This is a genomic window from Sphingomonas aurantiaca (assembly GCF_003050705.1).
In the GTDB taxonomy this organism is placed as follows: domain Bacteria; phylum Pseudomonadota; class Alphaproteobacteria; order Sphingomonadales; family Sphingomonadaceae; genus Sphingomonas; species Sphingomonas aurantiaca.
Window position 1 is genome coordinate 528,212 of record NZ_QAOG01000001.1, and the last position, 26,887, is coordinate 555,098.

Annotated in this window: 26 protein-coding genes and 1 tRNA gene; 17 read left to right on the forward strand and 10 right to left on the reverse strand. The window is 65.5% G+C overall.

The window, feature by feature from the left end; all coding sequences use genetic code 11:
* The first annotated feature begins 1 nt into the window (after nt 1).
* Nucleotides 2–856, forward strand: a complete 855-nt coding sequence (locus C8J26_RS02550) for a pirin family protein (protein WP_107956583.1) — start codon at nt 2–4, stop codon at nt 854–856.
* On the opposite strand, the gene C8J26_RS02555 is transcribed toward C8J26_RS02550, so the two are convergent.
* Entirely contained in the window at nt 853–1,719 is an 867-nt protein-coding gene (locus C8J26_RS02555; RefSeq protein WP_107956584.1) for a peptidylprolyl isomerase, read from the reverse strand. The two genes, C8J26_RS02550 and C8J26_RS02555, sit on opposite strands and share 4 nt — an antisense overlap.
* 88 nt (nt 1,720–1,807) lie before the next feature.
* Here C8J26_RS02555 and C8J26_RS02560 point away from each other — a divergent pair.
* The 4 genes from C8J26_RS02560 to C8J26_RS20010 all read left to right on the forward strand — a co-directional run bounded on the left by C8J26_RS02560 (nt 1,808) and on the right by C8J26_RS20010 (nt 4,191).
* A tRNA-Ser gene (locus tag C8J26_RS02560) sits at nt 1,808–1,898 on the forward strand.
* Nucleotides 1,899–2,029: 131 nt separating this feature from the next.
* Complete coding sequence (locus C8J26_RS21150; RefSeq protein WP_425275388.1) at nt 2,030–3,124, forward strand: tyrosine-type recombinase/integrase; 1,095 nt, start codon at nt 2,030–2,032, stop codon at nt 3,122–3,124.
* A gap of 486 nt (nt 3,125–3,610) precedes the next feature.
* Nucleotides 3,611–3,871: a hypothetical protein gene (locus tag C8J26_RS02570; protein ID WP_244185125.1), complete on the forward strand. Its 261-nt coding sequence runs from the start codon at nt 3,611–3,613 to the stop codon at nt 3,869–3,871.
* Nucleotides 3,872–3,921: 50 nt separating this feature from the next.
* Nucleotides 3,922–4,191, forward strand: coding sequence for a hypothetical protein (locus C8J26_RS20010; RefSeq protein ID WP_146168758.1), 270 nt, complete (start codon nt 3,922–3,924; stop codon nt 4,189–4,191).
* Nucleotides 4,192–4,349: 158 nt separating this feature from the next.
* On the opposite strand, the gene C8J26_RS02575 is transcribed toward C8J26_RS20010, so the two are convergent.
* The 6 genes from C8J26_RS02575 to C8J26_RS02600 form a co-directional block, all read right to left on the reverse strand.
* On the reverse strand, nt 4,350–4,529 hold the full coding sequence (locus C8J26_RS02575) for a hypothetical protein (protein ID WP_107956585.1): 180 nt from the start codon (nt 4,527–4,529) through the stop codon (nt 4,350–4,352).
* 99 nt (nt 4,530–4,628) lie between these two features.
* Nucleotides 4,629–5,075 (reverse strand): hypothetical protein, encoded by a 447-nt coding sequence (locus C8J26_RS20015; protein WP_146168759.1) that lies wholly within the window; start codon nt 5,073–5,075, stop codon nt 4,629–4,631.
* 19 nt (nt 5,076–5,094) lie between these two features.
* A protein-coding gene (locus C8J26_RS02585; protein WP_107956587.1) for an IS3 family transposase occupies nt 5,095–6,215 on the reverse strand; the annotation gives its coding sequence in 2 pieces (ribosomal slippage) (nt 5,095–5,966 and nt 5,966–6,215; 1,122 coding nt in all).
* Nucleotides 6,216–7,185: 970 nt separating this feature from the next.
* On the reverse strand, nt 7,186–8,199 hold the full coding sequence (gene rtcA / locus C8J26_RS02590; RefSeq protein WP_107956588.1) for an RNA 3'-terminal phosphate cyclase: 1,014 nt from the start codon (nt 8,197–8,199) through the stop codon (nt 7,186–7,188).
* 33 nt (nt 8,200–8,232) lie between these two features.
* The gene (locus C8J26_RS02595; protein ID WP_107956589.1) at nt 8,233–9,459 is read right to left on the reverse strand and encodes an RtcB family protein; all 1,227 of its coding nucleotides are present in this window, start codon (nt 9,457–9,459) and stop codon (nt 8,233–8,235) included.
* A 441-nt stretch (nt 9,460–9,900) separates the two neighbouring features.
* Complete coding sequence (locus tag C8J26_RS02600) at nt 9,901–11,445, reverse strand: vWA domain-containing protein (protein WP_107956590.1); 1,545 nt, start codon at nt 11,443–11,445, stop codon at nt 9,901–9,903.
* 215 nt (nt 11,446–11,660) lie between these two features.
* On the opposite strand from C8J26_RS02600, the gene rtcR reads away from it, so the two are divergent.
* Nucleotides 11,661–13,295, forward strand: coding sequence for an RNA repair transcriptional activator RtcR (gene rtcR, locus C8J26_RS02605; RefSeq protein WP_279628929.1), 1,635 nt, complete (start codon nt 11,661–11,663; stop codon nt 13,293–13,295).
* A gap of 143 nt (nt 13,296–13,438) precedes the next feature.
* Here rtcR and C8J26_RS02610 read toward each other — a convergent pair whose 3' ends face one another.
* Together C8J26_RS02610 and C8J26_RS02615 are read right to left on the reverse strand one after the other, a co-directional pair.
* A complete protein-coding gene (locus C8J26_RS02610) occupies nt 13,439–14,788 on the reverse strand; it encodes a sigma-54-dependent transcriptional regulator (RefSeq protein ID WP_107956592.1) in 1,350 nt (449 codons plus the stop codon).
* Complete coding sequence (locus tag C8J26_RS02615) at nt 14,788–16,533, reverse strand: sensor histidine kinase (RefSeq protein ID WP_244185126.1); 1,746 nt, start codon at nt 16,531–16,533, stop codon at nt 14,788–14,790. The genes C8J26_RS02610 and C8J26_RS02615 overlap by 1 nt, the downstream gene beginning before the upstream one ends.
* 162 nt (nt 16,534–16,695) lie before the next feature.
* On the opposite strand from C8J26_RS02615, the gene C8J26_RS02620 reads away from it, so the two are divergent.
* Genes C8J26_RS02620 through C8J26_RS02640 form a run of 5 tightly spaced genes read left to right on the forward strand, consistent with a single transcriptional unit; the run spans nt 16,696 to nt 19,691 of the window.
* A complete protein-coding gene (locus C8J26_RS02620; RefSeq protein ID WP_056413453.1) occupies nt 16,696–17,019 on the forward strand; it encodes a hypothetical protein in 324 nt (107 codons plus the stop codon).
* On the forward strand, nt 17,006–18,307 hold the full coding sequence (locus C8J26_RS02625; RefSeq protein ID WP_244185127.1) for an SDR family oxidoreductase: 1,302 nt from the start codon (nt 17,006–17,008) through the stop codon (nt 18,305–18,307). Before C8J26_RS02620 ends, C8J26_RS02625 begins: the two co-directional genes overlap by 14 nt.
* A complete protein-coding gene (locus C8J26_RS02630; RefSeq protein ID WP_107956594.1) occupies nt 18,300–18,773 on the forward strand; it encodes a DUF2269 family protein in 474 nt (157 codons plus the stop codon). Before C8J26_RS02625 ends, C8J26_RS02630 begins: the two co-directional genes overlap by 8 nt.
* On the forward strand, nt 18,770–19,300 hold the full coding sequence (locus C8J26_RS02635; RefSeq protein WP_244185128.1) for a DUF4166 domain-containing protein: 531 nt from the start codon (nt 18,770–18,772) through the stop codon (nt 19,298–19,300). Before C8J26_RS02630 ends, C8J26_RS02635 begins: the two co-directional genes overlap by 4 nt.
* Nucleotides 19,293–19,691 carry a thiol-disulfide oxidoreductase DCC family protein gene (locus C8J26_RS02640; protein WP_107956596.1) on the forward strand — a complete coding sequence of 133 codons (399 nt, stop codon included), beginning with the start codon at nt 19,293–19,295 and terminating at the stop codon, nt 19,689–19,691. Before C8J26_RS02635 ends, C8J26_RS02640 begins: the two co-directional genes overlap by 8 nt.
* Nucleotides 19,692–19,842: 151 nt before the next feature.
* Here C8J26_RS02640 and C8J26_RS02645 read toward each other — a convergent pair whose 3' ends face one another.
* A complete protein-coding gene (locus tag C8J26_RS02645) occupies nt 19,843–20,655 on the reverse strand; it encodes a hypothetical protein (RefSeq protein WP_107956597.1) in 813 nt (270 codons plus the stop codon).
* A 70-nt stretch (nt 20,656–20,725) separates the two neighbouring features.
* Here C8J26_RS02645 and C8J26_RS02650 point away from each other — a divergent pair, with 70 nt between their 5' ends.
* Genes C8J26_RS02650 through C8J26_RS02675 form a run of 6 tightly spaced genes read left to right on the forward strand, consistent with a single transcriptional unit; the run spans nt 20,726 to nt 26,848 of the window.
* A complete protein-coding gene (locus C8J26_RS02650) occupies nt 20,726–21,514 on the forward strand; it encodes a DUF4129 domain-containing protein (protein ID WP_244185129.1) in 789 nt (262 codons plus the stop codon).
* Nucleotides 21,511–22,725 carry a hypothetical protein gene (locus tag C8J26_RS02655; protein WP_208631307.1) on the forward strand — a complete coding sequence of 405 codons (1,215 nt, stop codon included), beginning with the start codon at nt 21,511–21,513 and terminating at the stop codon, nt 22,723–22,725. The genes C8J26_RS02650 and C8J26_RS02655 overlap by 4 nt, the downstream gene beginning before the upstream one ends.
* Nucleotides 22,722–23,678, forward strand: a complete 957-nt coding sequence (locus C8J26_RS02660; RefSeq protein ID WP_107956598.1) for an AAA family ATPase — start codon at nt 22,722–22,724, stop codon at nt 23,676–23,678. The genes C8J26_RS02655 and C8J26_RS02660 overlap by 4 nt, the downstream gene beginning before the upstream one ends.
* Nucleotides 23,675–24,985, forward strand: coding sequence for a DUF58 domain-containing protein (locus tag C8J26_RS02665; RefSeq protein WP_107956599.1), 1,311 nt, complete (start codon nt 23,675–23,677; stop codon nt 24,983–24,985). Before C8J26_RS02660 ends, C8J26_RS02665 begins: the two co-directional genes overlap by 4 nt.
* Entirely contained in the window at nt 24,982–26,004 is a 1,023-nt protein-coding gene (locus C8J26_RS02670) for a stage II sporulation protein M (RefSeq protein ID WP_107956600.1), read from the forward strand. Before C8J26_RS02665 ends, C8J26_RS02670 begins: the two co-directional genes overlap by 4 nt.
* Nucleotides 25,982–26,848, forward strand: a complete 867-nt coding sequence (locus C8J26_RS02675; protein WP_107956601.1) for an RDD family protein — start codon at nt 25,982–25,984, stop codon at nt 26,846–26,848. Before C8J26_RS02670 ends, C8J26_RS02675 begins: the two co-directional genes overlap by 23 nt.
* Nucleotides 26,849–26,887 lie beyond the last annotated feature (39 nt).

Below are 26,887 nucleotides of genomic sequence, written 5' to 3' on the forward strand. Positions count from 1 at the left end.
GATGCGCCAGCTCCTCCGCCAATACCCCGCTCAGCGCGATGACATCGCCGATCTCGTCACCCGGCGCCCGCTGCCGGGGCCGGGCCTGCCGCAGGTCGACCCGTTCCTGTTCCTCAACCATCACGGGCCCCAGACCTATCGCCCCGGTAACTCTGGTCTCCCCTTCGGCCCGCACCCGCACCGCGGGTTCGAGACGGTGAGCTTCATCCTCGAGGGCGAGATGGCGCATCTCGACAGCGGCGGCCACGAAAGCGTCATCCGCGCGGGCGGCATCCAGTGGATGACGGCGGGCTCGGGCCTGATCCACGCCGAGATATCGCCCGCGTCGTTCAAGCGCGCCGGCGGCCCGCTGGAAATCCTGCAGCTTTGGGTAAACCTCCCCGGCCGGCTCAAGATGACCAAGCCCGCTTATACCGGCCTCCAGCGCGAGGACATTCCCGCCATCCCCGTCGAAGGGGGCGTCGTGAACCTGATTTCGGGCGCGTTCGGCGAGACGCAGGGCCCGTTCGAGTCGCTGACCGGTGTCGCGATGATGACGGTCGCGCTGGAGGCGGGAGGCCATGTCGACCTGCCCGCACCAGCCGGACGCTCCGTCTTCTTCTACGTCGTTGCCGGCTCACCCTCCGCCAACGGCACGCCGGTCAAGCCGCACCACCTCGCCACGTTCGCGATGGACGGCGACACGATCGCGGTCACGGCGCAAGCGCCCGCGACGATACTCTACGGCCATGCCGACCCGATCGGCGAACCCGTCGTGTCGCACGGCCCCTTCGTCATGAACACGCGCGAGGAGATCGTGCGAGCGATCGACGACTATAATGCGGGCCTGTTCGGCAAGCCGCCCGTCATCCGCTAGGGCGCCTTGCGCACCGGGGGCAGCGCGGCACAGATGTCCGCGCCGCCCGCCGGCACCGTGAAGAACGGCCCCGACCGGTTCTCGCGCGAGGCGATCCATGCGATGAACCGCGGATTGTCCGCGCGGCGATATTCGAAATGCGGCCGCGCGGCGGCCGGGAGGGCGCTGGCGAGCCGCGCGGACACGATCGGGCTGCGCTCGCCCGCTGTCGTGTAGAAGCCCAGATCGCCGGTCCCGCGGGGCAGCGACGACAGCCACTCGATCCCGTCGATCACGCGCCCGACGACCGCGATGTTGCGGTCCAGTGCGCGCGGCGAATGACCGATCACGGTATACAGCTCCGCGCCGCTGCCCGTGCTCGGTGCCAGATCGCGCGCGACGCCGACCATCCCGTAGCAATGCGGCAGCCACTCGGTCGCGCCGTTGCCGGCAAGCGGCCATCCGTCGCGACTATACCCCGCCCATTCGGAATAGGGATCGCGTTGCGCCAGCCGCGCCACCGTCGTCGGCCCGGCATGCGAATATTCCGCCGGCGGGGTCTCGACGACGCCCGCGGCCAGCGGCTTCTTCTCGGTCGCATCGCCCCATTGCGCGACATAATTGTCCTGCAATCGGTACACGCTGGTCCCCGCATCCCACCACTGCGCGGCGGCTAGCTTGCGAATATTGGCCACATGGACCGGCGCGTACCGGCTCGCGAGTCGAACAGTGAAGCTGTGTCCATTGGCCAGCGTGAACACGAGCAACTCGTCGTCCGGCACCGCGACCCAGTCGGCCGGCAACGGATCCGAGGGGAGCGCCGCGGCGGCGGGTGGGGCCGCAACGGCTTGCGCAAGCGCGGCGGCGAGGAGGAAATTCAACATGCCCACAGACTGCCCGAGCGCGTCTGCACACGCAATCGCTTGCGCGCGCGTGAAACCCGCACTAGCAGACCCACTTCCAGAGCAATGCGGAGCGGTGGCCGAGTGGTCGAAGGCGCTCGCCTGGAAAGTGAGTATACGTCAAAAGCGTATCGAGGGTTCGAATCCCTCCCGCTCCGCCACCACCCTTGTTTTCCCCGGTGTTTCCCGGCCGCCGGGCCTGATTTCGTGCGGTTATTTGCGCGTTTGAGCGGCACGGGCTGTGCGCGCCTGTGCGCTAGCGTTTATGCACTGTCATGGCACATCACATGGTATGAACTTCAAAACGTATGGTATGGGGCGAGACCATGCTGAACGATGCCAAGGTCTAGGCTGCGAAGGCCAAGGAGAAAGCCTACAAGCTGGGCGATTCTGGACATCTCTATCTTTATGTCACGCCTGCCGGCGGCCGCCATTGGCGGATGAATTATGCGTATGGCGAGCCGACGAAGCCCGGCGGCCGGATGCCTCAGAAGACATTGTCGCTCGGATCGTACCCGGCGCTGACGCTGCGCGATGCGCGATGCGCGATGTGCGCCGTAAGCGGGGCGAGGCCAAGATTACGCTCGCCGAAGGTCTCGACCCGCCGGTCGAGCGCAAGATGACCGCGAAGGCTCGCGCGATCGCCGACGGCAACACATTCGAGTTTGTCGCCCGACGCTGGCACACGCTGCGGAAGCCGAACGGGTCAACCGTCCACGGGGCGGACGTGATCGAAAGCCTCGAGAACGACATCTTTCCCCTGATCGGTGACCTGCCGATCCGGCTCGTCGTCGCGCCGAAGCTGCTCGACGTGCTCAACAAGGTCGAGGAACGCGGCGCGATCGAGACCGCTCACCGGCTGCGCCAGCGCGTATCATCGATCTTCGTCTATGGGATCGCCGCGGGCCTCTGCGACACGGATCGGGCAGCGAGCCTTGGCAAAGCCTTGAGGAAGAAACCCCGCGCTACGAAGCAGCCGTCGATCATTGACGGGATCGAGGATCAGGACGAGCGGATCGCCCAGGTCCGTGCCGTGCTCGGTAACTGCGACAACGAGCGCTGCCGGGCGCTGACGAAGTTCGCTCTCCGGTTGATCGCGTTGACGGCGGTGCGCCCGAACGAGGTCCATGGTGCGCGCTGGGACGAGATCGAGGGGATCGACAGGGGCAAACCCGACGCGCCCTCGCCGGCGGCGCTATGGCGGATCGGCGCGGCGCGCATGAAGGGCGAGGAGGCTCGCAAGGCGGACAAGGCTGGTGATCACCTTGTCCCGCTCGCCCCCGAGGCAGTCGACCTGCTCCGCGTGGTTCGGCGGCTATCCGGCGACCTGCCGATCGTGTTCCCTGGCGAACGTCACGCGCATCGACGATGTCAGAGAGCGCCCTGAACGCTCTTCTCAAGCGGGCGGGGTTATCACCCGCGCCACGTCCCGCACGGCTTCCGCGCCGCGTTCTCGACCGTCATGAATGAGCGCGCCGATCGCCAATGGCGCGAGGCCGGGCACAAGGGGGCGTCGCCTGATCGGGCGATTATCGATCTCATGCTCGCGCACGTCCCGAAGGATAAGGTCGAGGGTGCCTATAACCGCGCGGCGTACATGCCCGGCGGCGAGGGCTCGCATGCAAGTGGGCGGAGATCATCGCGGCGAGCCTCACCACGGCCGAGGCCCATCTGGGCCAGTCTATCCGCTGGGCTGATACCTCGCCTAAGGGGCGGCGTCGTCAGGTCTGAAGCGTTCTATCATGACGATGGAGGCCACGAGTTTGGCGGTCCCCGCTGGTCGCATTTGGGCGGAAAATAGCGTCAGCCATCATGACACTCTTGCGCACCGAATAATTTCGCATACCCTTCGGCAAAGATTGGGAGGCGTACTTTGAAGTTCTTGGTCGCAATTGCTCTGATGCTGAGTCCCGTTGCCGTGGGCGCGCAAACCCCTGACCCCAGTGCGAAGCCTGCAGAAAAGCCGGTGAAAGAGAAGAAAATCTGCCGGTCACTGACGCCGACAGGTTCCATCATGGCCACGCGGGTATGCAATACCGCAGCGGCCTGGCAAAAATTCGATGGCATCACCGCCGAAGGGGCACAACAAACCCGAGATGTGTATCGGATGACGACAACCGGCGTGCCTCACTGAAAATATCCGGACGAGCGTCGCCCCTAGTTGGACCAGCATGGAGACGCACGATGAAGTTCTTGATCGCTGTTGCATTAATTACCAGCCCAGTCGCGGTGGGAGCTCAAAACCCGAACCAACCCGCTAAAAGCTCTGAGGAGCCTGAGAAAGAGAAAAAGATTTGCCGGTCGATGAACGCGACAGGCTCCTTCATGGCCACGCGGGTATGCAATACCGCTGCAGCTTGGCGCAAGTTCGACGGGATCACGGCAGACGGTGCTCAACAGACCCGCGATGCGTACCGGATGACGAGCGCTGGAACGCTGAACACCAAGCGGTAGGCTCCTGATCGGCAGTGAGTTACCAACCCTGCTCGACCCAGTGCCCGATGTTCCGGAGCCTCAGTTTCCCCGTCAAATGCGACTGGCTCAGCGATTAGTCTACGATCCCCACGCGTTCTATCCTGAAAAGGAAGCGCCGGAGTTCGGGGCGTAAACCGTCAGCGCTGCGCTGCGTTCAACTGATCGGTCACTGCCCGCAGCTCGCCCTCGACCCCAATGGAATGCGCTTCCGAAAAGCGGATGAGAACGGTATTCCCATCTTGGCTCACCGACTTAACGTGAGCAGGGTTGATGCCAACCGTGCCGCCGTTGCTGGTGCGGCTAAAAGTCGTGTTCATAAGATGCCCTTGTTGTGGCGTCGTCGCTTGTGACCGATTGCCGCTCTACTCGTTGATGATAATTTGTTATTCGGTGACTTAGATTTCAGCGCTATCATATTAGACGTTCCGCACGCGCCACTTCGCATTCTGCCGCCTAAGCTCAGTGTTTATAAAGGCGGCAGGCGGAAGCTCGAGGCCGGCCATCATTCGTGATGAAATGCCGTCGTTGTTCAGGATATAAAGTCGTGTAATCTGTTTAAGAGCTTCGACCTTTTCAACCTCAGTCGGCATCGTTGATTTGGCTTGGGCTGCAAGGGCGACTTGTGCATGCTCTTTCGCAGAGTCCAAGGCTTGATCGACACGCTTTTCTATCACCGAGCTGTCAGGGCGCGTATCATTTCCTCGTGCTCCTGTGACCACGTAAGCGTGCGCTTCGGGCTCGCCTTCGCCAACGCGATCAGCAGCACTCAGTCTATCGATCTTTTGTTCGATGCGGCTAAGGTCGGTTCGGTCTTCCCGGCGATCTCTCTCGGAATCCGCAGCGCTTCGCGCGCCCGCATACATAGTGACCTGCTCCCCGTTTTCAGGCCGCTGATAACTTAGCTTCGGTATCCATATGCCCTTGGCGGGGGCGGTTCGTAAAGTCGGCGGGTGCCAACCCGCCAAGGCTGCTGTGCGGACGCACGGTGTTGTAGTCCGTCCGCCATGCCTCGATGATCCGTCTCGCCGCAGCCAGCGTCGGGAACAGGTGCTCGTTCAGGCACTCGTCCCGCAAGCGACCATTAAAGCTTTCGACGAAGCCGTTCTGCTGCGGCTTACCGGGCGCGATGTAATGCCACTCGACCCCGGTGTCCTGGCACCAGGCAAGGACGGCGTGACTGGTCAACTCGGTGCCATTGTCGCTGACCACCATGCACGGTAGCCCGCGGCGTTCGGCAACAGCGCCCAACTCGCGGACGACACGCCGGCCTGAAAGCGAGGTATCGACGATGCACACTAGGCATTCCCGGCTGTAGTCGTCGATGACGTTGAGCATACGGAACCGCCGGCCGCAGGCCAGTGAGTCCGACACAAAGTCGAGAGACCAGCGCTGATTGAGTTCCTGTGGGATCGCCATCGGCGCCCGCGTCCCAAGCGCGCGCTTGCGGCCATCACGTTTGCGCACCGTCAGCCGCTCCTCGCGGTACAGCCGGTAGACCTTCTTCAGGTTCATGCCCTTGCCCTCTCGCTTCAGCATGATCGCTAGCCGCCGGTAGCCGAACCGGCGACGTTCGTTGGCGATCTCTCGCATCCGCTCGCGCGCGGCGTCGTCGTGCCCGCGCAGCGGCTCATATTGCCATGCCGACCGATTGACCCCGATCAGCCTGCAGGCACGACGCTCGGAAAAGCCGTGGTCGGCTATCAGCTTCTCCACCGCAGCGTAGCGCTCCGCAGACCGGGTCAGTTTTTTCCCAACAGATCCTTCAGCGCCGACACGTCGAGCATCGACTCCGCCAGCAGCTTCTTCAGCCGTCGGTTCTCGTCCTCCAGCGTGCGCAACCGTGCCGCCTCCGACACCGTCATCCCGCCGTACTTCGACTTCCAGTTGTAGAATGTCGCATCGCTGATCCCGTGCTTGCGGCACAGGTCGGCCGTCTTCACGTCAGCCTCATGCTCGCGCAACACCCCAATGATCTGATCCTCGGTAAATCGGCCTCGCCGCATCACTCGTCTCCATCTGACGAGCTAACTTACCAATGGCATGATTTCTGGGGAGCACGTCAATAGCAATCGCTGCCGACACGACTATCAGCCCAAGGACGCTCCAGCATCCCCAATTCGGCCATTTGTCGGGAAGCCCGACCATGGTGGATAGGCCGCCCAGTCCAGCCGCAACCATGATTGCGAGATTCGCCCAAGTCAGCCAATGATGGAAAGACGGTATACGCCTAGCTTTCCATGAGCTTGAAGAGGTCTCTCATTTTTGCCCGTTTGGTGGTGTGAGACGTCTGGCATCTGCGGCTGGCTCGAGCAAACCTAATCTGATCTAGGTGCGCCAGCGCTTCCGGTCGCTCACGGAGGGGCCTCGATACTATCGATGGACTTTGCCGCTTCGTGTGCCTTGGCGTCGGCGTCGGCGTCGGCGTCATCCGCACACTCTTATAGCTATGTCCGCGGACTTACTTAACATGCGAAACGTTGGAAGCACGCAGTCGCGCGTCTTCGGCCTATATCGGTGCACTGTTTTCAGCCGTGGGCGTTTTCGAGATCAAAGATGTCGATGATCCGGCAATGACCCTGAGTACCGATGGCGAGGATACGAATCGGCTGCCTTTTATCCCACATGCTCCTTCCTGCGCAGATGCATTGGCCCTTCGTTGTCCATCAAACCTGTATCCGTCGGGTGGACATTCACGCTCCGTTTGGCGGGTATTGTCGAGGTAGCGGCGATCCTTGAACACCTCCCAAGGGTCGCGACCCTCCACGAGCCGAATGAGCTCGGGTATCGCCGCCGTTACGCGTTCGCGAAGCTCCGCAAGCCACGCCCGCCACCCGGGGTTGCCGCGATAATTTTCGATCAGTGTGCCGGCGGGCGCCCGATAGTCTGGCGCCGCGTCGGCGTTGATCGTCCAGTTCAGCCTTCGGCCGCTCGCCAGGCCCGTCACACATGGAGATATTATAGACTTATCTGAGTTTAGCGGATCTCTACGGAATGTGAGCCGGTCGGCAGCTGCAGGAAGGTGCAGCGCCGACCGAGAAACGCTTCGATGATCACCCTGGCGGTCAGGCTATGCTGGCTCGGCTTGACCGTGGTGAAGCTGCCACCGCCCGCGAGCGCGAACGGCAACAGCAACTGGTCGGCGAGATACGGTCCCGCAAAGGCATCCGACGCGAGATATCCAGCCATGCGCGCCGCAGCGGTCTTTGCGACATGTTCGGCGGAAACGCCGAGCTTGCCAAAGCCGCTCACCACTTCGGTGACATTCTCGAAAACTGCCTCGAGCAGCACGATGTTGCCGGGGCCCTGCTCTTCGGGGAGCTCACGGATCGAGAAGGCATCCTCCGGCCAGTCCAACAATCCGCGCGCCGTCTTCATCTCGCGTTTGGCCACGTCGGGCGGCAGGCCGGCAAAAAGCGCGGTGGCCGAGCGGCCGATCAATGCGCCGCGATCGACACAGCTGATCGCGGTCAGCGGAGCGGGCTCGATATCGATCTCGATCCGGCCACCGCCGCGCGGATAGAAGCCGTGCCGTATCAGCCGCGCAGTGACGTTCGGCCCCATCCGGTTGATGACCGGCAGAAAACTTTTTGCGATAAAGTCGAAGGGCGGCGCGAGCATGTTGTGCGTGCCGCCTTCGAGTACGAGCCGTGAGGGCGCGCCGGCGAGGACGAGCGGCATCAACACGGTCTGTAAGACTAGACCGGTCGATCCGGCCGTGCCGACCGCGAAGCGGTACTCTCCCGGTGTCACCTGGCCAGGGCGAAAGGTCAGATCGGACGACCCGACGCTCAACCCTTCGCACGTGGCGCCGCCTACCACGCAAGCGGCTTCGACCGCCGTGACGTGCTGACGCATCAGCCCCGGCTTTTCGCGCTTGCCGCGGGCATTGGTGATGCGGAACGGCTGGCCGGTGACGAGCGACAGCGCGCACGCGTTGCGCACGACCTGTCCGCCGCCTTCGCCTTCGGATCCGTCGATGATGATCATGGTCTTCTTTCTCGGGAATGGCGGCGTGAAGGGCTACCCCTTCACGCACACCACCTGCTTCAACGTATGGACGATCTCGACGAGATCGGCCTGTGCCGCCATCACGGCTTCGATCGGCTTGTACGCGCGCGGACTTTCGTCGATCACGCCTTCGTCCTTGCGGCAGGCGACGCCCTCGGTCGCGGCGACATGTTCCGCCACCGTGACCTCGCGCTTCGCCTCGGTCCGCGACATCACGCGCCCGGCACCATGGCTGCAGCTATCGAACGACTCCGCGTTGCCGAGGCCCCGCACGAGATACGACTTCGCCCCCATCGAGCCGGGGATGATCCCCATCACACCCTTCGCCGCGCGCACGGCGCCCTTGCGGGTGACGAGCACGTTCTGGCCGAAATGGTTCTCGCGCGTGACGTAGTTGTGATGGCAGTTGATGGCCTCCAGCTCCGCGTCGAACGGTTTGGTGATCACGCGGCGCATCGCGGCGATGACGTTGGTCATCATCATCCGCCGGTTGAGCGCCGCATAATCCTGCGCCCAGCCGACCGCTTCGACATAATCGTCGAAATGCTCGGTCCCTTCCGGGAAATAGGCGAGGTCCTCATCGGGCAGATTGACGAACCACTTGCGCATGTCCTGCTTGGCCAGTTCGATGAAGAACGTACCGATCGCGTTGCCCACGCCGCGCGAGCCCGAATGCAGCATTACCCACACCCGCTGCTCCGTATCGAGGCACACTTCTATGAAGTGGTTGCCCGTGCCGAGCGTGCCCAGGTGAACCAAGTTGTTCGACTTGGCGAGCTTGGGATATTTCGCGACGATCTGTCCGAAGCGCGTTGCCAGCGTCGCCCATGCGTCGACGATCGCCGCCGGCGGATCACCCCAGGAGCCGGTGTCGCGGTTGCCGCGACCGACCGAACGCCCGACCGGCACCGCGCGCTCGATCGCAGCGCGGACGCCTTCCAGATTGTCGGGAAGATCGCTTGCGGTGAGCGAGGTGCGCGCCGCCATCATGCCGCAGCCGATGTCGACGCCGACCGCTGCCGGAATCACCGCGCCCTTGGTCGGAATGACCGAGCCGATCGTCGCGCCGATGCCGACATGGACGTCAGGCATAACCGCGACGTGCTTGAACACGAACGGCATCTGCGCCGCGCGCACTAGCTGAGCACGCGCTTTGTCGTCCACGGCGACGCCGCGGGTCCACATCTTGATCGGTACGCCGCCGTCGACGGCCTGAAATTCAAAATTGGCTTCGGTCATCCTGACCTTCTGTTGAACTGTCGCACGCCGGTGGCGGCGACGCGGTATTGGTGCTGGCAACGAGGGGTGACGAGACGTTTCCGGATCGCTCCGGGGAGGATTCGAACCTCCTGTACCGTGTAGTCCCGTCGGCATTTGCCAGCTTCGTTTGTGGTCACGGCGACGAAAGATGGCGGACGGTTGTGCTCTACCAGGCTGAGCTACCCGCTTGCGCGGGGCGGGATTCGAACCCGCGACACCATGTAGTCCATGCCGGCATTCGCCGTGATGATATCTGGCCGTGGCGACGAGTGGTGGCGAGACGCGGTCCTTAAGCTACGTTCCAGCGGCGGGATTCGAACCCACATCGCCTTTCGCACCATCGCTGGTGCTTGGGCGCTTTACTCGTCGGACCTCAGGCAGGAGGATGTAGTCCCACCGGCATTCGCCACGGCCAATTCTTTATAGCTCCGTTTGGTCGATGATGCCGACCCAGTCGCGCGTTTCGCCGCGGGCGAACTTTGCGATCGTGTCGAACACCGCGTCGGAAAAACCTCCGACATTGAGGATCTCGGGCCGGCCCGACGCTTGCGTCGTGCCGTGCGGCTGGATGTCGATGCAGACCAGCTTCGCCGCCGGGTTGCGCCGGACGATCTTGTCCCACTCGCGCATCGTCTGCGTCGCGCCGCCCTTCACCGCATCCACCCAGGACTGATTGTCCGAGACAATCACGACCAAATCGACCGCGGCGCGTTCCGCATTCAGCCTGGCCAGCGGTGCCGAGACGTTGGTCCCGCCACCACAGACCGCCGCCAGCTTTGCGGTGTTCACCGCGAGCCGGGCATACGGATCGAGCGTGATGCCCACGACCTTCTCCTCGAACGGCAGGACGCGTACCTGGCGGTTGGTCCGCAGCATCGCCGCCGCGACCAGCGCCGCAACATCGTTGCAACTGACCTTCGACGTGGCGCCCTTGCGGAACCCCGTCGCCGGCGAGCGCATCGATCCCGACACGTCGGGGCAGACGACCACCCGGCCCGCCACGCTCGGCACGGTCGCGACCGATGCCTCGAGCGCAGTCTCGAGCGCCGCCTGTACCTTGAGGGGCACGCCGTCTTCGGCCGAACCCAGCGCAACCATAACCTGGTAGGGCAGCACGCGCGCCTTGCCGAGCGCCGAATCCGACAGCCGTCCAGCGACCGCATCGGTGATCCCCGCAACCCCGAACGCGCCGTTGCGCGCCAGCGTGTTGAGGTTCATCCGCAGCGCCTGCCAGCCCATGTTGCGCGCCAGCTCGCCCCATTGTTCTGCGCTCAGCGGAAAGGCGGTGAGCCATTCGAACGGCACCGGCGGTAACGCTCCCGATGGGTCTCGCTTCCACGCCTCGAAGGCCGCGATCTCAATCGGAAGCGCCGCGACATCGTACGGTTTGCCGATCAGCCATCCGTAGAAAGCGCGCCGCTCGTCCGTCGCAGGCTTCGGGCGCACCATCCGCACGATGTCGGCGAGCGACGGGTCGTTCCCCGTTGCGGCCGCCATCAGGTCGCGCATCGACGCGGTCTCCAGCCAGGTCTGCACCAGCCGCTTCGGTCGCGTGCCGAGCGACGTGCGCCCGACCTGACCCGATCGCATGATCTGCACGAACGTGCGCAGCATGCGTCCGGTATCGATCACGCGTCCGAAGACCACGACCGCGAGATCGGGATCGGCCAGTGTCAGATAGGCACAGAGCAAGGCGGGCATATCCTTCATCGTTCCGGCCTTGCGGGCATAGATCGCCGCCTTGGCGACGAAGAGCGGATCGACCGCCTTAGCCGCTTCGATCGTCTCGGCCAGATGCGTTTCGGCCGATGCGTAGACGCTGTCCGACAGCGTTCCCGTCGCCGCCAGCTGCGCAAGCCTGGCCTGCGGGCCATATGCATAGGCCGGCGCGAATTCGCGGTTCACGCTGTCGGTTGCCGGCAGCAGCTTGGCGATCGCCGATGCGAAGAGGCTCTTGTTTGCCATCTCAAATCCTTTGCGGTTCCGGGGTGACCGGCCCATTCCGATCACCCTTGCCGCGCCGTCCCGCTGGCCATGTTCGAGCACCAGCAAGACACCTCATGCCCAGCAATCCGCGTGCCAGTTCGACAACAGCCGCCTCATAATAATTATATCTATCTGTAAATGCTGGACTTTAATTGATTGTCGGCCTGTGGCGACATCGAGCCTGCTTGCGCGCCATGCGGAAGAACTATATCATGCAGGATAGGAATTTATCCCATGGGATCACCATGAAGCCACTGGTCACTATTGGATTTCTTGGATCTACGCTGGACTCTGGGAAATTCGGTCCCTCGCGTTGGAATAAATGGCGGCCGTCAGTCGGTCTGTGCATGCATGAAGACCTGCGGATCGACCGGTTCGTGCTGCTGCATGGTACGTCGCACGGCCGGCTCGCCGAATATATCGCCGACGACATCACATCGATCTCGCCGGAGACGCAGGTCGACCGGCGCGTGATCGATTTTGCCAACGCCTGGGACTTTGAGGAGGTTTACGGAAAGCTGCTCGACTTCGCGCGCGCCTATCCGTTCGATCCCGATGCCGAGGATTACCTCGTGCACATCACAACCGGCACGCACGTCGCGCAGATCTGCCTCTTCCTGCTGACCGAGGCGCACTACCTCCCGGGCCGATTGATCCAGACCCAGCCGCAGCGCGGCACTCCGTCGAGTGCGCCCGGCAGCTGGGACATCATCGACCTCGATCTGTCGCGCTACGACAGCATCGCGACGCGCTTCGCCGCGGTCGCTGCCGAGAGCACCTCGTTTCTCAAATCCGGGATCGATACGCGCAACCTGGCCTTCAACCGGATGATCGACGATATCGAGCAGGTTGCGGTGCGCTCCAAGGCACCGGTGTTGCTGATGGGGCCGACCGGCGCGGGCAAGAGTCAGCTGGCGCGAAGGATCTATGAACTCAAGCGGCTCAAGCATCAGGTGCGCGGACCGTTCGTCGAAGTGAATTGCGCGACGCTCAAGGGCGATGGCGCGATGTCCGCCTTGTTCGGGCATAAAAAGGGGGCATTCACCGGCGCGGCGGCCGACCGGCCGGGCCTGTTGCGCACCGCCGATACCGGCACGCTCTTCCTTGACGAGATCGGCGAACTCGGGCTCGACGAGCAGGCGATGATCCTGCGCGCGATCGAGGACAAGCGCTTCCTCCCCGTCGGCGCCGACAAGGAGGCGGCGAGCGATTTTCAGCTGATTGCCGGCACCAACCGCGATCTTGGACAGTGCGTTCGGCAAGGCACGTTTCGCGATGATCTCTACGCCCGGCTCAATCTGTGGACCTTCACCCTTCCGGGCCTGCGCGACCGTCGCGAGGATATCGCGCCCAATCTCGACTATGAACTCGACCGCTTCGCCGAACGCGAAGGCACGCGCGTGACCTTTAACAAGGAAGCGCGTGACCGCTTCCTTGCCTTCGCCTGCGCGCCGGACGCCGAATGGCACGGCAACTTCCGTGACCTTGCGTCGAGCGTGACGCGGATGGCGACGTTCAGCCCCAAAGGAAGGATCGATCTCGACGGCGTCGAAGCGGAGATTACGCGGCTGAAGCGCGCATGGTCTAGCGGCGACGATACAGGCGATCAGCTTTCGGCCGTCCTTTCCCCGGAACAGCTAGACGCACTTGATCCGTTCGACCGCGTGCAGCTCGCCCATGTTCTCGACACCTGTCGGAAGAGTCGCTCGCTTTCCGAAGCGGGACGCATATTGTTCGCCTCGTCCCGCATGCGCCGGACATCCTCCAATGATGCGGATCGGCTGCGGAAATATCTGGCACGGTTTGATCTGTCCTGGTCCGATTTATGATAGCGTGACGCACGCGGTGCCTGCCGCATCTTGTGCCCAGCAGAACCCTGTAGATGCCACTGCGGACTGGGACATGCCGGATTTCATTCATCCGGACTGGGATCTATGGGCCCGACAGGACATTCATCCTGCCGATAACGACTTTAGCGCAGTCCCATTCGGTCCAGCTTTTTGAGCAGGCCGACCCGCGACAGGCCGAGGTGGCGCGCGGTGTGCGTGTGATTATGGCCGGTTCGCGCCAACGTCTCGGTGATACGGCGATACTCAAGCGCTGCTATCTCTTCCTCGAGCGTTTGTGGCGTGCCGATGGTCGGCAGGTCGGCGACCGGGTCGCCTACGGCGAAGGCGAGATCGGTTGCGCCAACGTCGACACCGGTTGCCGATTGCGGGGCCAGGGCGGCGGCGCATTCGACGGCCGCGCGGAGTTCGCGGACATTGCCGGGCCAGCGCCGCGTTGTCAGCCAGCCCAGTGCGTCGGGGGTGAACTGGCCCATACCATTGCTGGCACGGCGCAGGAAGACCGAGGCGAGCAGGGGCACGTCGCCCGGGCGTTCGTCGAGCGACGGCGTGCGCAGGACGACGCCTTTCAGTCGGTAATACAGGTCTTCGCGAAAGCTGCCGTCGGCAACGCAGGCGGCGAGGTCGCGATGGGTCGCGGCAACGATGCGGACGTCGGCGGCGCGCGGCGCGCGCGCGCCGACTGGCTGAAAGCTGCCGTCGGCCAGGAAGCGGAGCAGCTTGACCTGCATAACCGCGGGCATCTCGCCGATTTCGTCGAGAAAAAGCGTACCGCCGGCGGCGGTCTCGACGAGCCCTGGACGGTCGCTGGTGGCTCCGGTGAAACTGCCCTTGAGATGGCCGAACAGCTCGCTTTCGAGCAGCTCGGGCGGAATCGCACCGCAATGGACCGGCACGAGCTTCCGGTCGGCGCGCGGGGAGGCATAGTGGAGCGCACGCGCGACCAGTTCCTTGCCGGTACCGCTTGGACCGAGCACCAGAACGGGCAGACGGGTCGGTGCGACCCGACGGATCAGGTCGCGCAATGCGGCCATCACCGGTGTAGTGCCGATGAGTCCCATATCCTCGGCACCGGTGTCGCGCGCCTTCAGCGCGGCGAGTTCGCGCGCGAGGCCCGCGCGTTCCATAGCGCGCGCGACGACGATGCGCAGGATGTCGGGGTCGACGGGCTTGGCAAGGAAATCCCATGCGCCGGCATCGATCGCCTTCAGCGCAAGCGCGTGGTCGGCGTGCCCGGTCATGACGATGACGGGCGCAGGCGCGAAGCTGGCGATCAGCGCAAGGCCGGCTTCTGGGTCATGGTGTGGCGGCATCGCGAGATCGAGCAGGACGAGGTCGGCGGGTGCCTCGGCGAAGGCCGCACGCGCAGCGTCGCCGTCACCGACCACGCGGACGTCATGGCCCAGACCGCGCAGCCACGCGCCGGTGAGGCGCTGAAAGGCGGGTTCGTCGTCGGCCAGCAGGATGCCGCTCATCACAGATCTCCGAAGGTAAGACGGAAGCAGGTCGACCAGCCCGGCCGCTGGACGAGTGTGACGGTTCCGCCATGCGCCTCCATGATGCGGCGGACGATGGCGAGGCCCAGGCCGGTGCCGCCGGGGCGGCGCGAGACGAACGGGCGGAAGAGGTTGTCGACGATCTCGGGAGCGATGCCGGGGCCGTCGTCGCACACGTCGATGGCCGCAGGCGGGCCCGCTGTGGCGATGATGGTGACGTTCGTGCCAAGCGCGCGCGCGTTGTCGACGAGGTTGGCGAGCACGCGAACGAGCGCGCGGCGGTCGGCCATGACGATAAGGTCTTCGGGCACGTCGAGTTTGACGCCCATCTGGGCGACGAGCTCGATCAGGCGGATGGGCTGCGGCACGACCGTCCAGGCACGCGAATAATCCAGGATGTCGCTGACGAGGTGATTCATCCGCGCTACCTGTTCGCCAATCTCGGCCCGTACGTCGGCGGGCGCACCGGTTGCGGCCATCGTCACGATGCCCAGCGGGTTGCGCAGATCGTGCGCGACGGTTGCGGCCAGTTCTCCGAGCTCGCTCATTCGGGCTTGGCGCTCGGCATCGATCAGCCGGTGCGAGGCGGCAAGGCGGCGCGCAGTTTCGCCGACAAGCCCCGCGAACCGGTCGACAACGTGGCGCGTCGCCGGCGGCGCGTCGCTCCAACCGCACAGGGTCACGGTTTCGCCGCCGACTACCAATGACGGGCCGTCGTCGACGACGGGTAAGTTCAGGCGCAGCGCGAGCAACGCGTTGGCGATTGTCGCGAGTTCGACCGCGTCGGTCGCCCCGGCCAGCTGGTCGCGCCAGTCCGCGACGTCGGCGTCGCTGACCCGGCCGCCGGGAAACACCACCGCGTCGACCAGCCGCTTGAGCGGGGCGAGCACGAGGATGCCGAGCGCGAGCGTCGCGGCGAGCGCTGCCCAAGTCGCTAACAGGCCGGCCGGCCGACCGACCAGCACAAGCGGCACCGTGGCTATGCCTGCGCTGACCGCCCCCGCCAGCGCCACCAGCAGAATCCAGACGAGGCCGCGCCGCGCCCAAAGATCCGTCGCCATGAAGCGATACCGCAAGATGCCGTAGACCAAGGCGACCGAGTAAAGCGGCAGCAGCAGGACCGGCCAGGGATAGGCGTCGATCCCGAGCGCGGGGAAGGTGAAGCCGGTGAGTGCGACGAGACCGATCAGGCTGGAAGCGAACACCGCGCCGGCCTGGCGGCGATGCTGCCCTTGCTGCTGCACCCAGGTCTGCGCGAGCCGGAGATGGCCGATCACCGACAACAGGCCGGCGAGCCCCAGCACGCCCCAGCCGACGATCGACGGCACGAACATGCCAGGGAAGCCGTGCCACGGCACGACCGCACCCACCCCGAATATCAGGCCTACGAGCGTGGCGAACCCGGCGATCGCGTAGCTCGCGATCGCGACGGGCCGCAGCGTGCCGCACAGCGCGAATGCGAAAACCAGATGGACAAACGCAGCGGCCGGCAGGGGAGACAGCGCGATCAGCGTCGCGGTGAATGGTGTCGCGGCCGGCCCGACGATCGCGGGGATCGCCTGCGCGATGCTCCAGCTTGCGACGCCGACCAGGAACAGCGCGAGCAACGCCGAACCCGGCAGCGCGCGGGCACGCGTCACGACGAACAGCGCGAGCATGAGGCTCGCTACCGCGGTCAGACCTAGCGCGCCGACATAGGCGACGATGCCGATTGCCGTATCCATCGTTGACACCATAGCAGGCAGTTCCGTTCACGCCGTTAACATCTGCGAGCCTACGAGCCAGAGTAAACCACGCATTCTCGTCAGTTTCCGCAATTGGCATGCCATTCGCAAGGCGTCGGACAGCCGGCCGATATCCGGACGGCGTCGAAGGAGATTTTCGTCATGCTGCTGCCCATAGCCGCCTTGCTGCTGACTTATGCGCTGACCGCGGTGATCGCGATCTTGGCCGCCGTTGCGCTGTGGCGACCGCTGTCGATCCTGCTCGCCGAACTCTGTGGGACCGAAGAGCGGTCGCGCTTCTGGACGGTGTGGTCGATGGTGATGATGATCGCCACGCCAATGCTGCTCGTGTCGATGCGCTACGTCGCGACCGATCCGACCGCACTGGTGCAAGGCACCGTCACGAGCGCGCTGTTCGGCGTGTTGCTGGCGCTGGTCGGCATGGGGTTCGCGGTGTGGAGCCGCAGCCCCCGTGGCGAAGCGTAAGGGCGCGACGATGCATGTTCTCGTCATTGGTGCCGGCGGGTTCGTCGGGCGCCATCTGGTAGGGCGGTTGGTGGCGGAGGGCGTGCGCGTCACGGCCGCCGGGCGCGATCCGGCACGGCTTGCGCAAGCGGTATGCGGCGTCTCGACCATCCGCTGCGACCTGACGCAGGATGTAGCCGACGACTGGCTGCTGCGGCTGTGCGGCGTGGATGCGGTCGTCAACTGCGCCGGACTTATTCGCGATGGTGGACGCTATGCGACGGTCCACGACAAGGGCGCGCGGGCGCTGTTCGATGCATGCCTTGCTGGCGGCGTCGGCCGCGTGGTTCAGGTTTCCGCGCTCGGCGCGGATGCCGGTGCAGTGACGCGCTACCATCTCAGCAAGCGCACCGCGGACGATCATCTCGCCGGTCTTGATCCCGCCGGTGCGCGGATGGATTGGGTCGTGTTGCGGCCGTCGTTCGTTATCGGTCGCGGCGGGCAGAGCAGCGCCTTGTTCGGCGCGCTCGCGGCCCTTCCGCTTACCCCGCGGCTGGGGCAAGGGAGGTGGCGCGTGCAGCCGATCCATGTCGACGACCTGGTCGCGGGGATCTTGCGGCTGCTGCACCGGGACAGGCCAATCGCTGCACGGATCGATGTCGTCGGTCCCGAACCGATGACCACGGACGCGCTGACCGCCAGCATGCGGCGCTGGCTGGGGCTGGCCCCCGTGCTCGGTGTGCGGTTGCCTCGCTGGCTGCTCGCGGCCGTGACGCGGCTCGGGATCGGGCCGGTGACCCACGAAAGCCTGACCATGCTTGAGGCCGACAACACCGGCGAGGCCGAGCCGCTCATCGCCGCGACCGGGCTGGTTCCGGCGACGCTGGACGTCGCGCTGGCGCGGACGCCGGCGACGGACGCCGACCGGCTGGCTGCACGGTTGATGCCGCTGGCGCCGGTGCTGCGCTGGTTGCTAGCGCTGGTCTGGCTGGCCGGTGGCATCGTGCCGCTCGCATTCACGCCTGCGGGCACAAACTTCGCGCTGTTGGCGCGTGCCGGGCTGAACGGTACGGCCGCAATCACCGCGCTCGTAGCAGGTGCCGTACTCGATCTCGCAATCGGGCTTGCGCTGCTGGCGCGCCTGCGCCGAGCCGCGCTGGCGGGAATCGGTGTGATGCTGGGTTATACTGCGGTCATCGCCGCAACGATGCCCGCGCTCTGGGCCGATCCGTTCGGCGCGCTCGTCAAGAACGCCGCTATCCTCGGCCTCGCGCTCGCCGTGCACGTCTTGGAGACCGACCGTGGATGAGTATCTGCTGCTCAAGACCGTTCACATCCTGTCTTCTACCCTGCTGTTCGGGACCGGTCTCGGCACCGCGTTCCACGGCTTCATGGCCAACCGCTCCGGCGACCTGGCGGCACGACGGATCGTCAACCGCAACGTGGTGATCGCCGACTGGCTGTTCACCACGCCCGCGGTGATCGTGCAGCCGGTGACCGGCGTGTGGCTCGCGCGGATCGCCGGCTATCCGCTGACGACCGACTGGTTGGCGGCCGCGATCGTGCTGTACCTGTTCGTCGGCGCCTGCTGGCTACCGGTCGTCGGCATTCAGATCGAGATGCGACGGATCGTCGACCGTCTCGCCGACGGCGAGGGACTGCCAGCGCGCTATTTCACGCTATCGCGAACCTGGTTTTTGCTCGGCTGGCCCGCCTTTGCCGGCGTGCTCGCAATCTTCTGGCTGATGGTGGCCAAGCCGGATTTCGCTTGGTGAGCGCGCTGTTCCGGCGGTTGCTCGGTCCGGCGATCGTTGGTCTCGCGCCCAGCTTGCGCACGTTGCATGACGAAGATGGTGACCAGGTCTGGACGGGCCTTGCCGAGATACGGACGAGCGACAATCCGTTTACGCGGCTGCTGTGCCGGATGATGCGGCTGCCGGCGCGAGGATCGGGCGTGCCGGTCACCGTGCGGTTCGAACGGCGCGGCGCCACAGAGCACTGGCATCGCAGGTTCGGGGACCGGCAGTATCGCAGCACTCTGCGAATTCGGCATGGCCGTTTGATCGAACGGATGGGGCCGGCAGCCAGCTCCTTCGACGTTTCGGCCGTCGACGGGGCGCTGCATATGGACTTGGTGGGCTTCCGGTTCCTCGGCATACCTCTTCCGCGATGGGCGCGGCCCGCATGCCATGCGGTCGAGCAGGAGCAAGGCGCCGCATTCATGTTCGACATTCCCGTCGACCTTCCGCTGTTCGGCCGGGTCATTCATTATCGAGGCCGATTGGAGAGAATCGATGACTGAGCATCCGATCATCCTCTTCGACGCCGAATGTGTGCTGTGCTCAGCGAACGCGCAGTTCGTCCTGACGCACGACCGCGCGCGCCGCTTCCGGCTCGCGGCGATGCAGGGAGATGTCGGTGCTGGACTGTGTCGCCGGTTCGGAATCGATCCGGCGGATCCCGATACCATCATCGTCGTCCACGGCGACCGCGCGCTGCGCGACAGCGACGCGGTGCTGGCAATCTATGCCGGGCTCGGCTGGCCGTGGCGAATCGCCGGTGCGGCCCGGGTGGTGCCTCGCGGTTTGCGCGATCCGCTGTACCGCTGGGTCGCACGCAACCGTTACCGCCTGTTCGGGAGGCGGGCGAGCTGCTGGCTGCCGCGCCCGGAGGACGCCGATCGCGTCCTGTAAGCCAAGGCGACATAGATTTCCGCTTGAACAGGTCGCATGGACGCCAGTTCAAACCCTGATGAACAAACGTCTGACGTTGGGACGCCGCAAACGAGCGGCGACCGTCCGCAACTGGGTCGATCGTTCGCTAACGGTCACCCCAACGCTAGCATCAGGCGAAGATGTCGGCGAGCCGGTCGGCGTCGGGGCCGTCCTTCCAGTCGCGCAATTCGATGAAAAGCGAGGCGCCGACCGTGGTGAACCAGGTCAGCACGACGGTCGTGACGATCGATTGCAGCAGCTGGACGACGAACGATGGTTGCGTCGGTAACGGCATCCGGACCTGGCCCCCGCCGGTGAGAACGCCCAGCGAGCCATAGCCTGCCACGCTGCCGACCCCGATCGCGATCGAGGCGAGCAGGTAGATGACGAAGGCAAGCAGCAAGATACCGAACACGTGCCACCGCGCGCCCTTGGTCAGGGCACGGCTGCGGCCGAAGGCGCCGAACACGCCCGAACGCTCCGCAACGATCGCGGGCAGGGCTACCGACCACATGACGGCGAGCATGATACCCGGCACGACGAGAAATATCGTGCCGACCCATATGCCGAGCAGCATCAGCACATAGACCGCGAACAGCGGCAGGCACCGCAACACGCCGACCCGCAGCATCTCGCGCGGGTTCGCCGCTCGTCCCTCGTCATGCGCAACGGTTGCCTGGACCAGCGCCCCGCTGGCGATCAGCCACAGCAAGCCGACGATGATTCCGTAAACTCCGGCCAGCGCATATTGCCCCAGCTGGACATTCTGGAACACCGCCGCGCCGAGGCCGATCTGGCCGAGCAGGAGCGACGGCAGCGCGATCAAGGCAAAGCTGGTACCGAGCGTCGCGAGCGGATTGTCCTTGATGACGTTCGCGCTGCGCCCGAACACGCTGCCTACCGAGATTCCGCGGCTCCGCTCGCCGATAATGTGGCTGGCCATTGTAGTTCCCCCAAATCCCCGTCGACGATGGTGGCGAGCGAACCTCGCGCTGTCCAGTTCGATCATGGGGATGAAAGCGAATGGCGAATGGCGGATTGCACCGGTGGCCGATCCGGGTAAGTCAGGTCTGGGGGCAGCGTTGCGTCGCTGGGAGGGTATCATCGCGGCTTCAGGACTTGACCCGGCGGCGGGGGGCGATCGACTGGCGGCGGCCCATGCCGCGTTACGCGCCGACCCTTCGATCCAGTTCAGTCTGACCCGCCCGCCGGCGCCGCCCGAGCCGCCGGCATGGCTGAAGACGCTGGGACGCTGGCTCGTCGACCTGTTCAGGCCGATCGGGCGGCTGTTGCGCTGGCTGACGGACCTCATGCCCGACGCACCCTATGCCCGCATCCTGCTATGGACGCTGCTCGCCGGAGTTGCGGTGGCGGTGATCTGGATGGTCGTCGAACGGATCCGGTCCGGCGAATGGCGTCTGCCCGCGCGGCGGCGCGTGCATCCGATGCCGGATGCCGATCACGACGATTGGGTGCCCGACGCGGCGCCGGCGCGGGCGTGGCTACGCGAGGCGGACCGGCTTGCCGCGGACGGCCGCCATGCCGAGGCGATCCACTATCTGTTGTTTCATTCGATCGACGACATCGCCCGGCGCCGCCCGGCGCTGCGGCGACCGTCGCTGACCAGCCGCGAACTCGCGTCCGCGCCGCTGTTGCCGGCTGCGGTCCGGCCGCTGTTCGCGAGCATCGCCGGGCTGGTCGAGCGCAGCCTGTTCGGTGGGCGCCTCGTCACGGACTCGGATTGGCAGACGGCTCGCACGGCCTATGCCGAACTGGCAATACCGGGACGGTGGCACGCGTGAGCGACGTGGGACACTACCGCGCGAGCGGCGCGGACAGGGTATTCTCACCGCTGACGGTGGCGCTGCTGCTGATCATCGGCTTGATCGGGTTCGCGGGATCGTTGCTCTTGGGGGCGTATGCGCCAGATCTTAACTCGGGGCGCAATGCGGGTGCGCATGCCCTGTCAAACGCTGCGACCGGATATGCCGGCATCGTCGAGCTGGCGCGTGCGACAGGCCGCCATCCCCGCGTGGTGCGCGAGGCCGCCGGCTGGAAGACCGAGGATCTGGTCATTGCGACGCCGGATCACGGCGCGACCGACATGACCAAGTTCATGGCGGCGCGGCGCGGCCGGGCGACGCTGATCGTGCTACCGAAATGGGCGACCATCGCCGATGACAAGACGAGCGGCTGGGTGGATGTCGGCGGGCTGCTGCCGGCCTTTGACCCCGCCAGAATTCTCGCGCCGGCGGCGGTGATGACGGTAACGCGGCGCCCGAGCGGCGCGCGCGTGTTGCAGGGCGTCCGCGGGGCGCCACGCTCGCTCGCGGTGGCGGCACCGCAGCCCTTGCAGACGGTTGGCTCTGCGGCGCTACGACCGCTGATCACCGACGACGCGGGGCGGATCGTGCTGGGGCAGTTCTATCGCACCAACACGTACATTCTGGCGGACCCCGATCTGCTGAACAATCACGGCATCCGTCGGCTGGACCATGCCCGAGTGGCGCTCGACCTTCTGGATTTCGTCAATGCCACGGGCGCACGCGGCATCGCGTTCGACGTGACGCTGAACGGCCTGGGTCTGGGACGCAGCCCGCTGAAGCTCGCCTTCGAACCGCCCTTCCTCGCAATGACTCTGGCGATCGTCGCGGCGTTGGCGCTGGTAGGATGGCAGGCGCTGGTCCGCTTCGGCGCACCCCGGCCGCCGACGCGGGCGATCGCGTTCGGCAAGACTGCGCTGATCGACAACAGCGCGATGATCGTCCGCAAGGCAGGGCGCGAAGGGATGCTGGGCGGGCGTTATGCCGCGCTGATCCGTGAGCGGGCGCGGACGATCTTGGGCGTTCCCGCGCGACTGACGGACGACGAAGCCGACAGCTATCTCGACAAGCTCAGGGGAACGACGCGGTTCAGCGCGCTGGTCGCCGATGCGGCTCGGGCCGAACATCGCACCGACATGCTCGCAGCGGCGCAGGCGCTGTACCAATGGCAACAGGAGAAGACACAGTGACGGTAGAAGAGGTTCAGGCCCTCGGGCAGGCGATCCGTGCCGAGATCGGCAAGGCCGTGATCGGGCACGACGCCACCGTCGACCTGCTGCTCGTCGCGCTGTTCGCCGGGGGGCACATCCTGCTTGAAGGGCCGCCGGGTACCGCCAAGACGTTGCTCGCGCATGCGTTCGCCAAGACGGTCGGGCTGGAGTTCGGTCGTATCCAGTTCACCCCCGATCTGATGCCGGGCGATATCATCGGTGCGAACCTCTTCAACTTCCAGACGTCGACCTTCACGCTGACGCGAGGGCCGATCTTCACAGAATTGCTGCTCGCGGACGAGATCAACCGCACCTCGCCGAAGACGCAGGCGGCGCTGCTCGAGGCGATGCAGGAGCGCACGGTCACGATCGATGGCGAGAGCCTCGCGCTGAGCAATCGCTTCACCGTCGTCGCGACGCAGAACCCGATCGAGCAGCAAGGCGTCTACCCGTTGCCCGAGGCGCAACTCGACCGGTTCCTGTTCAAGCAAACGGTCTCCTATCCGACCGCGGAGGAGGAGCGGCGGATCGTCGCGGATCATGGCGCGCGGTCGACGGCGATGTCGCCTGCGGACTGGGGGGTCGAGGCGCGCGCCGACGCGGCGACGATCGATGCGGCGGTCAAGACGGTCGCGAAGGTGCGGCTGGTGGACGAGGTCATCGACTATATCGTCGCGCTGGTCCGCGAGACGCGCGATGTCGCCGACCTGGAAAGCGGCGCCTCGCCGCGGGCGGGCGCGATGCTGGCGGGGGCCGCGCGCGCGCGCGCCGCGCTGGACGGCCGCGACTTCGTCATTCCGGACGACGTGAAGACACTGGCGCCCGCGTTGCTTCGCCACCGGCTGATCCTGTCGCCCGCCGCGGAAATAAGCGGGCGCGCGATCGAGGATGTCGTGGCACAGATCATCGAGACAATCGAGGCGCCGCGTTGATCTATCCGACCCGCATGGCGGTGCTGGCGGCGGCGATCGGAGTGCCGGTCACGCTGCTGGTCGCGATGCTGTTTCCGGCGACCTGGTATGCGGGACTGGGCTGGCCGCTCGCCGTCCTGACGCTCGTGTTCGCTGATGCGGTGCTCGGTCATGCGAGGGCGCGTGTCGTGCTGGCGCTGCCGCGATCGGCGGCGGTCGGGGTTTCCCTGAGCGTACCGATCGAGATCTGGATCGACGCGCGTCGGCCTGCCAGCGCGGCGCAGGTCGCACTGGCGCCCGATCCGTTGTTGTCGTTCGTCGACGCCGCGCCGCTGGACGTTGCGCTGATCGCGGGCCGGGGAACCGCGACCGTCGCGCTGACGCCACTGCGGCGCGGCACTGCTCGGTTGGGCACGATCTGGGTGCGCTGGGCAGGGCCACTGGGGCTGGCGTGGCGTCAGGCGAGGATCGACGGGGATCGGACGTTACCGATCCTTCCAGATATCGAGGCGGTGCGTCGACAGGGCGCGCAGGTGTTTCAGCGTCACGCGGTGCAGGGCCTGCTGGCGCAAAGCGATCGCGGGGATGGCACCGATTTCGACGCACTCGTCGAGTTCCGGTCGGGTGTCGATCGACGCGCGATCGACTGGAAACAGTCCGCGCGGCACCGGAAACTCTATGCCAAGGAATACCGGACCGAACGCAACAGCCAGATCGTCTTCGCGATCGATTCCGGTCGACAGATGTCGGAGCCGGTCGATGGCATCCCCCGCGTCGATCGCGCGGTATCGGCGGTACTGCTGGCCGGGTGGCTTGCCCTGAAGCTGGGCGATCGCGTGGCGCTCCACGCGTTCGATTCACGACCGCGGATGGCCAGCGGCTTCATCAGCGGGGCCGGGGCGTTCGCCGAACTTCAGCACCTTGCCGCCGGGATCGACTATAGCGGCGACGAGAGCAACTACACTTTCGCCCTGACCACCCTGGCGGCGCGGCTGAAGCGGCGGTCGATGATCGTGCTGTTCACAGAATTCACCGATCCGATCTCCGCCGACTTCATGGTGCGGGCGGTCGCGCGATTGCTCAAGACGCATCTCGTGCTGATCGTCGTCCTGCGTGACGACGAACTCGAGACGATCGTCGATCGTGCGCCCGAACAGGCCGCCGACGTGACCCGGGCAGTGACCGCCGCGGCCCTGCTCCGCGATCGGCGGCTGGTGCTGCTGCGTCTGCGCCATTTGGGCGTCCATGTCATCGAGAGTCCGTACGACCAGGTCGCCGAGCGGCTGGTCGAAGGCTATGTCGACCTCAAGCGTAGGAGTCTGTTGTGAGCGCGTTCGTCGATTCCGCACCGCCCCTGCTCAACGCCAGCCGCTTCCGCGCCGCGCATGAGGTGGACTGGACGCGGCTGGAGCGACTGCTCACCCGGATCGAGAAGCGGTCCGTCCGCGTATTGTCCGACGACGATTTGTTGGCGCTGCCGTTGCTGTACCGTTCCACGCTGTCGTCGTTGTCAATCGCGCGCGAGACGTCGCTCGACCGCGCGCTGATCGCGTATCTTGAGCAATTGTGCGCGCGCGCGTATTTTCAGCTCTATGGTGTCTCGGATTCAGCGTGGAGGGATCTCGGGCACTTCTTCACCAGAGGGTGGCCGGGCGCGGTCGCCTCACTGTGGCGCGAGACGCTGGTCATGGCGTTCCTGACGATCGCGGGCACGGTCGCGGCCTATATGCTCGTGCGGGCTGATCCGTCCTGGTATGGCGGAATCGTACCCCAGGGGCTGGCGAGCGGACGCGATCCGGGTGCTTCGGCGGAGGCGCTGCGGGCGACGCTGTATCATAGCCGGGAAGACGGGCTGGGCGTCTTCGCAAGCTTCCTGTTCGGCCATAACGCACAGATCGCGATCTTCGCTTTTGCGCTCGGCTTCGCCTTCGTCGTGCCGACCGCGCTGCTGATCTTCTATAACGGGCTGATGCTGGGCGCGATGATCGCGGTATTCGCCGGCAAGGGACTTGGGCTGAACTTCCTGGCCTGGCTGGCGATCCACGGCACGACCGAATTGTTCGCGGTCATCATCGCCGGGGCGGCCGGGATGCGGATCGGCACCGCCATCGCCTTTCCCGGCCGGCAGGCGCGGATGGAGGCGGTGGTCGCCGCGGGCCGCACGGCCGCGGTCGCCACGGCGGGCGTCGTGCTGATGCTCGCGGTCGCAGCCATTCTGGAGGGAGTCGGTCGTCAGGTGGTCACCAGCGACGGCACCCGCGCGGTGATCGGTGCGGCGATGCTCGCAGCGTGGCTGGTCTATTATTACGGCATCGGGAGGCGTCATGCGCAACGCTCGCCGGACTAAAGCGCCTGTCGCGCGGCGCCGCAGCTTCGTCACGCCCGAGGGAGTCGATTTGCAGCTCGAGCTGGGTGGCGCGGGGACGCGCGCTGCGGCGTTCCTGATCGACGTCACGCTGATGCTGATCGTGATGATCGCCGTAACGCTCGCCCTGTTCGCGCTCGACAAGGCGACGCAGGCCGATATCGCCAAGATCCTTTGGCTGATCGGCGCATTCGTGTTGCGCAACGGCTGGTTCGTCCTGTTCGAGATGGGCGGCCGCGGTGCGACGCCGGGCAAGCGGCTGATGCGACTGCGCGTGGTTGCGCGCGATGGCGCGCGGCTGACCGCGGGCGCTGTACTCGCGCGCAACGCGATGCGCGAGATCGAGGTGTTCCTGCCGCTTTCGTTCCTGGGTGCGCAGGCGGCGGCGGGAACCGCGGATGCGTTCCTGACCATCTTTGCCATGCTGTGGACCGGCATCTTCCTGTTCTTCCCGCTATTCAACCGCGACCGCCTCCGCATCGGCGATCTGGTTGCCGGAACCTGGGTCGTCCAGACTGCAATAAGCACCCTCGCCGCCGATCTCGCGCCGGCCAACGATTTGCCGCGACGCATATTCCCGGAAACGGCGCTCGCACTTTACGGCAACTACGAATTGCAGGCCTTGGAAGACGTCATTCGTGGCGGCGACGATCTCGCCCGGATCACCGTTGCCGCCGCGATCCGGCGCAAGGCGGGGCTCCCTGACGATGGCGACGATGACGGCTTCCTCGCGGATTATTACGCCGCGCTCTGCGCCAGGTTGGAGGGCGGGCTACTCGTAGGTCGACGCCGCCTCGACAAGCTCAGCGCCGTAAACCAACGGTAGTTTGGACCGCGCGATGCTGGGAAGCTCTATAGCGGCTGC

Coding starts and splice junctions, on each gene's coding strand:
- C8J26_RS21150 (WP_425275388.1), top strand. CDS start 2,030: ATGAACTTCAAAACGTATGGTATGGGGCGAGACCATGCTGAACGATGC.
- C8J26_RS02675 (WP_107956601.1), top strand. CDS start 25,982: ATGCGCAACGCTCGCCGGACTAAAGCGCCTGTCGCGCGGCGCCGCAGC.
- C8J26_RS02550 (WP_107956583.1), top strand. CDS start 2: ATGCGCCAGCTCCTCCGCCAATACCCCGCTCAGCGCGATGACATCGCC.
- C8J26_RS02615 (WP_244185126.1), bottom strand. CDS start 16,533: ATGGATACGGCAATCGGCATCGTCGCCTATGTCGGCGCGCTAGGTCTG.
- rtcR (WP_279628929.1), top strand. CDS start 11,661: ATGCGGAAGAACTATATCATGCAGGATAGGAATTTATCCCATGGGATC.
- C8J26_RS02555 (WP_107956584.1), bottom strand. CDS start 1,719: ATGTTGAATTTCCTCCTCGCCGCCGCGCTTGCGCAAGCCGTTGCGGCC.
- C8J26_RS02600 (WP_107956590.1), bottom strand. CDS start 11,445: ATGGCAAACAAGAGCCTCTTCGCATCGGCGATCGCCAAGCTGCTGCCG.
- C8J26_RS02620 (WP_056413453.1), top strand. CDS start 16,696: ATGCTGCTGCCCATAGCCGCCTTGCTGCTGACTTATGCGCTGACCGCG.
- C8J26_RS02575 (WP_107956585.1), bottom strand. CDS start 4,529: ATGAACACGACTTTTAGCCGCACCAGCAACGGCGGCACGGTTGGCATC.
- C8J26_RS02595 (WP_107956589.1), bottom strand. CDS start 9,459: ATGACCGAAGCCAATTTTGAATTTCAGGCCGTCGACGGCGGCGTACCG.
- C8J26_RS02610 (WP_107956592.1), bottom strand. CDS start 14,788: ATGAGCGGCATCCTGCTGGCCGACGACGAACCCGCCTTTCAGCGCCTC.
- rtcA (WP_107956588.1), bottom strand. CDS start 8,199: ATGATCATCATCGACGGATCCGAAGGCGAAGGCGGCGGACAGGTCGTG.
- C8J26_RS02645 (WP_107956597.1), bottom strand. CDS start 20,655: ATGGCCAGCCACATTATCGGCGAGCGGAGCCGCGGAATCTCGGTAGGC.
- C8J26_RS02650 (WP_244185129.1), top strand. CDS start 20,726: ATGAAAGCGAATGGCGAATGGCGGATTGCACCGGTGGCCGATCCGGGT.
- C8J26_RS20015 (WP_146168759.1), bottom strand. CDS start 5,075: ATGTATGCGGGCGCGCGAAGCGCTGCGGATTCCGAGAGAGATCGCCGG.
- C8J26_RS02640 (WP_107956596.1), top strand. CDS start 19,293: ATGACTGAGCATCCGATCATCCTCTTCGACGCCGAATGTGTGCTGTGC.
- C8J26_RS20010 (WP_146168758.1), top strand. CDS start 3,922: ATGAAGTTCTTGATCGCTGTTGCATTAATTACCAGCCCAGTCGCGGTG.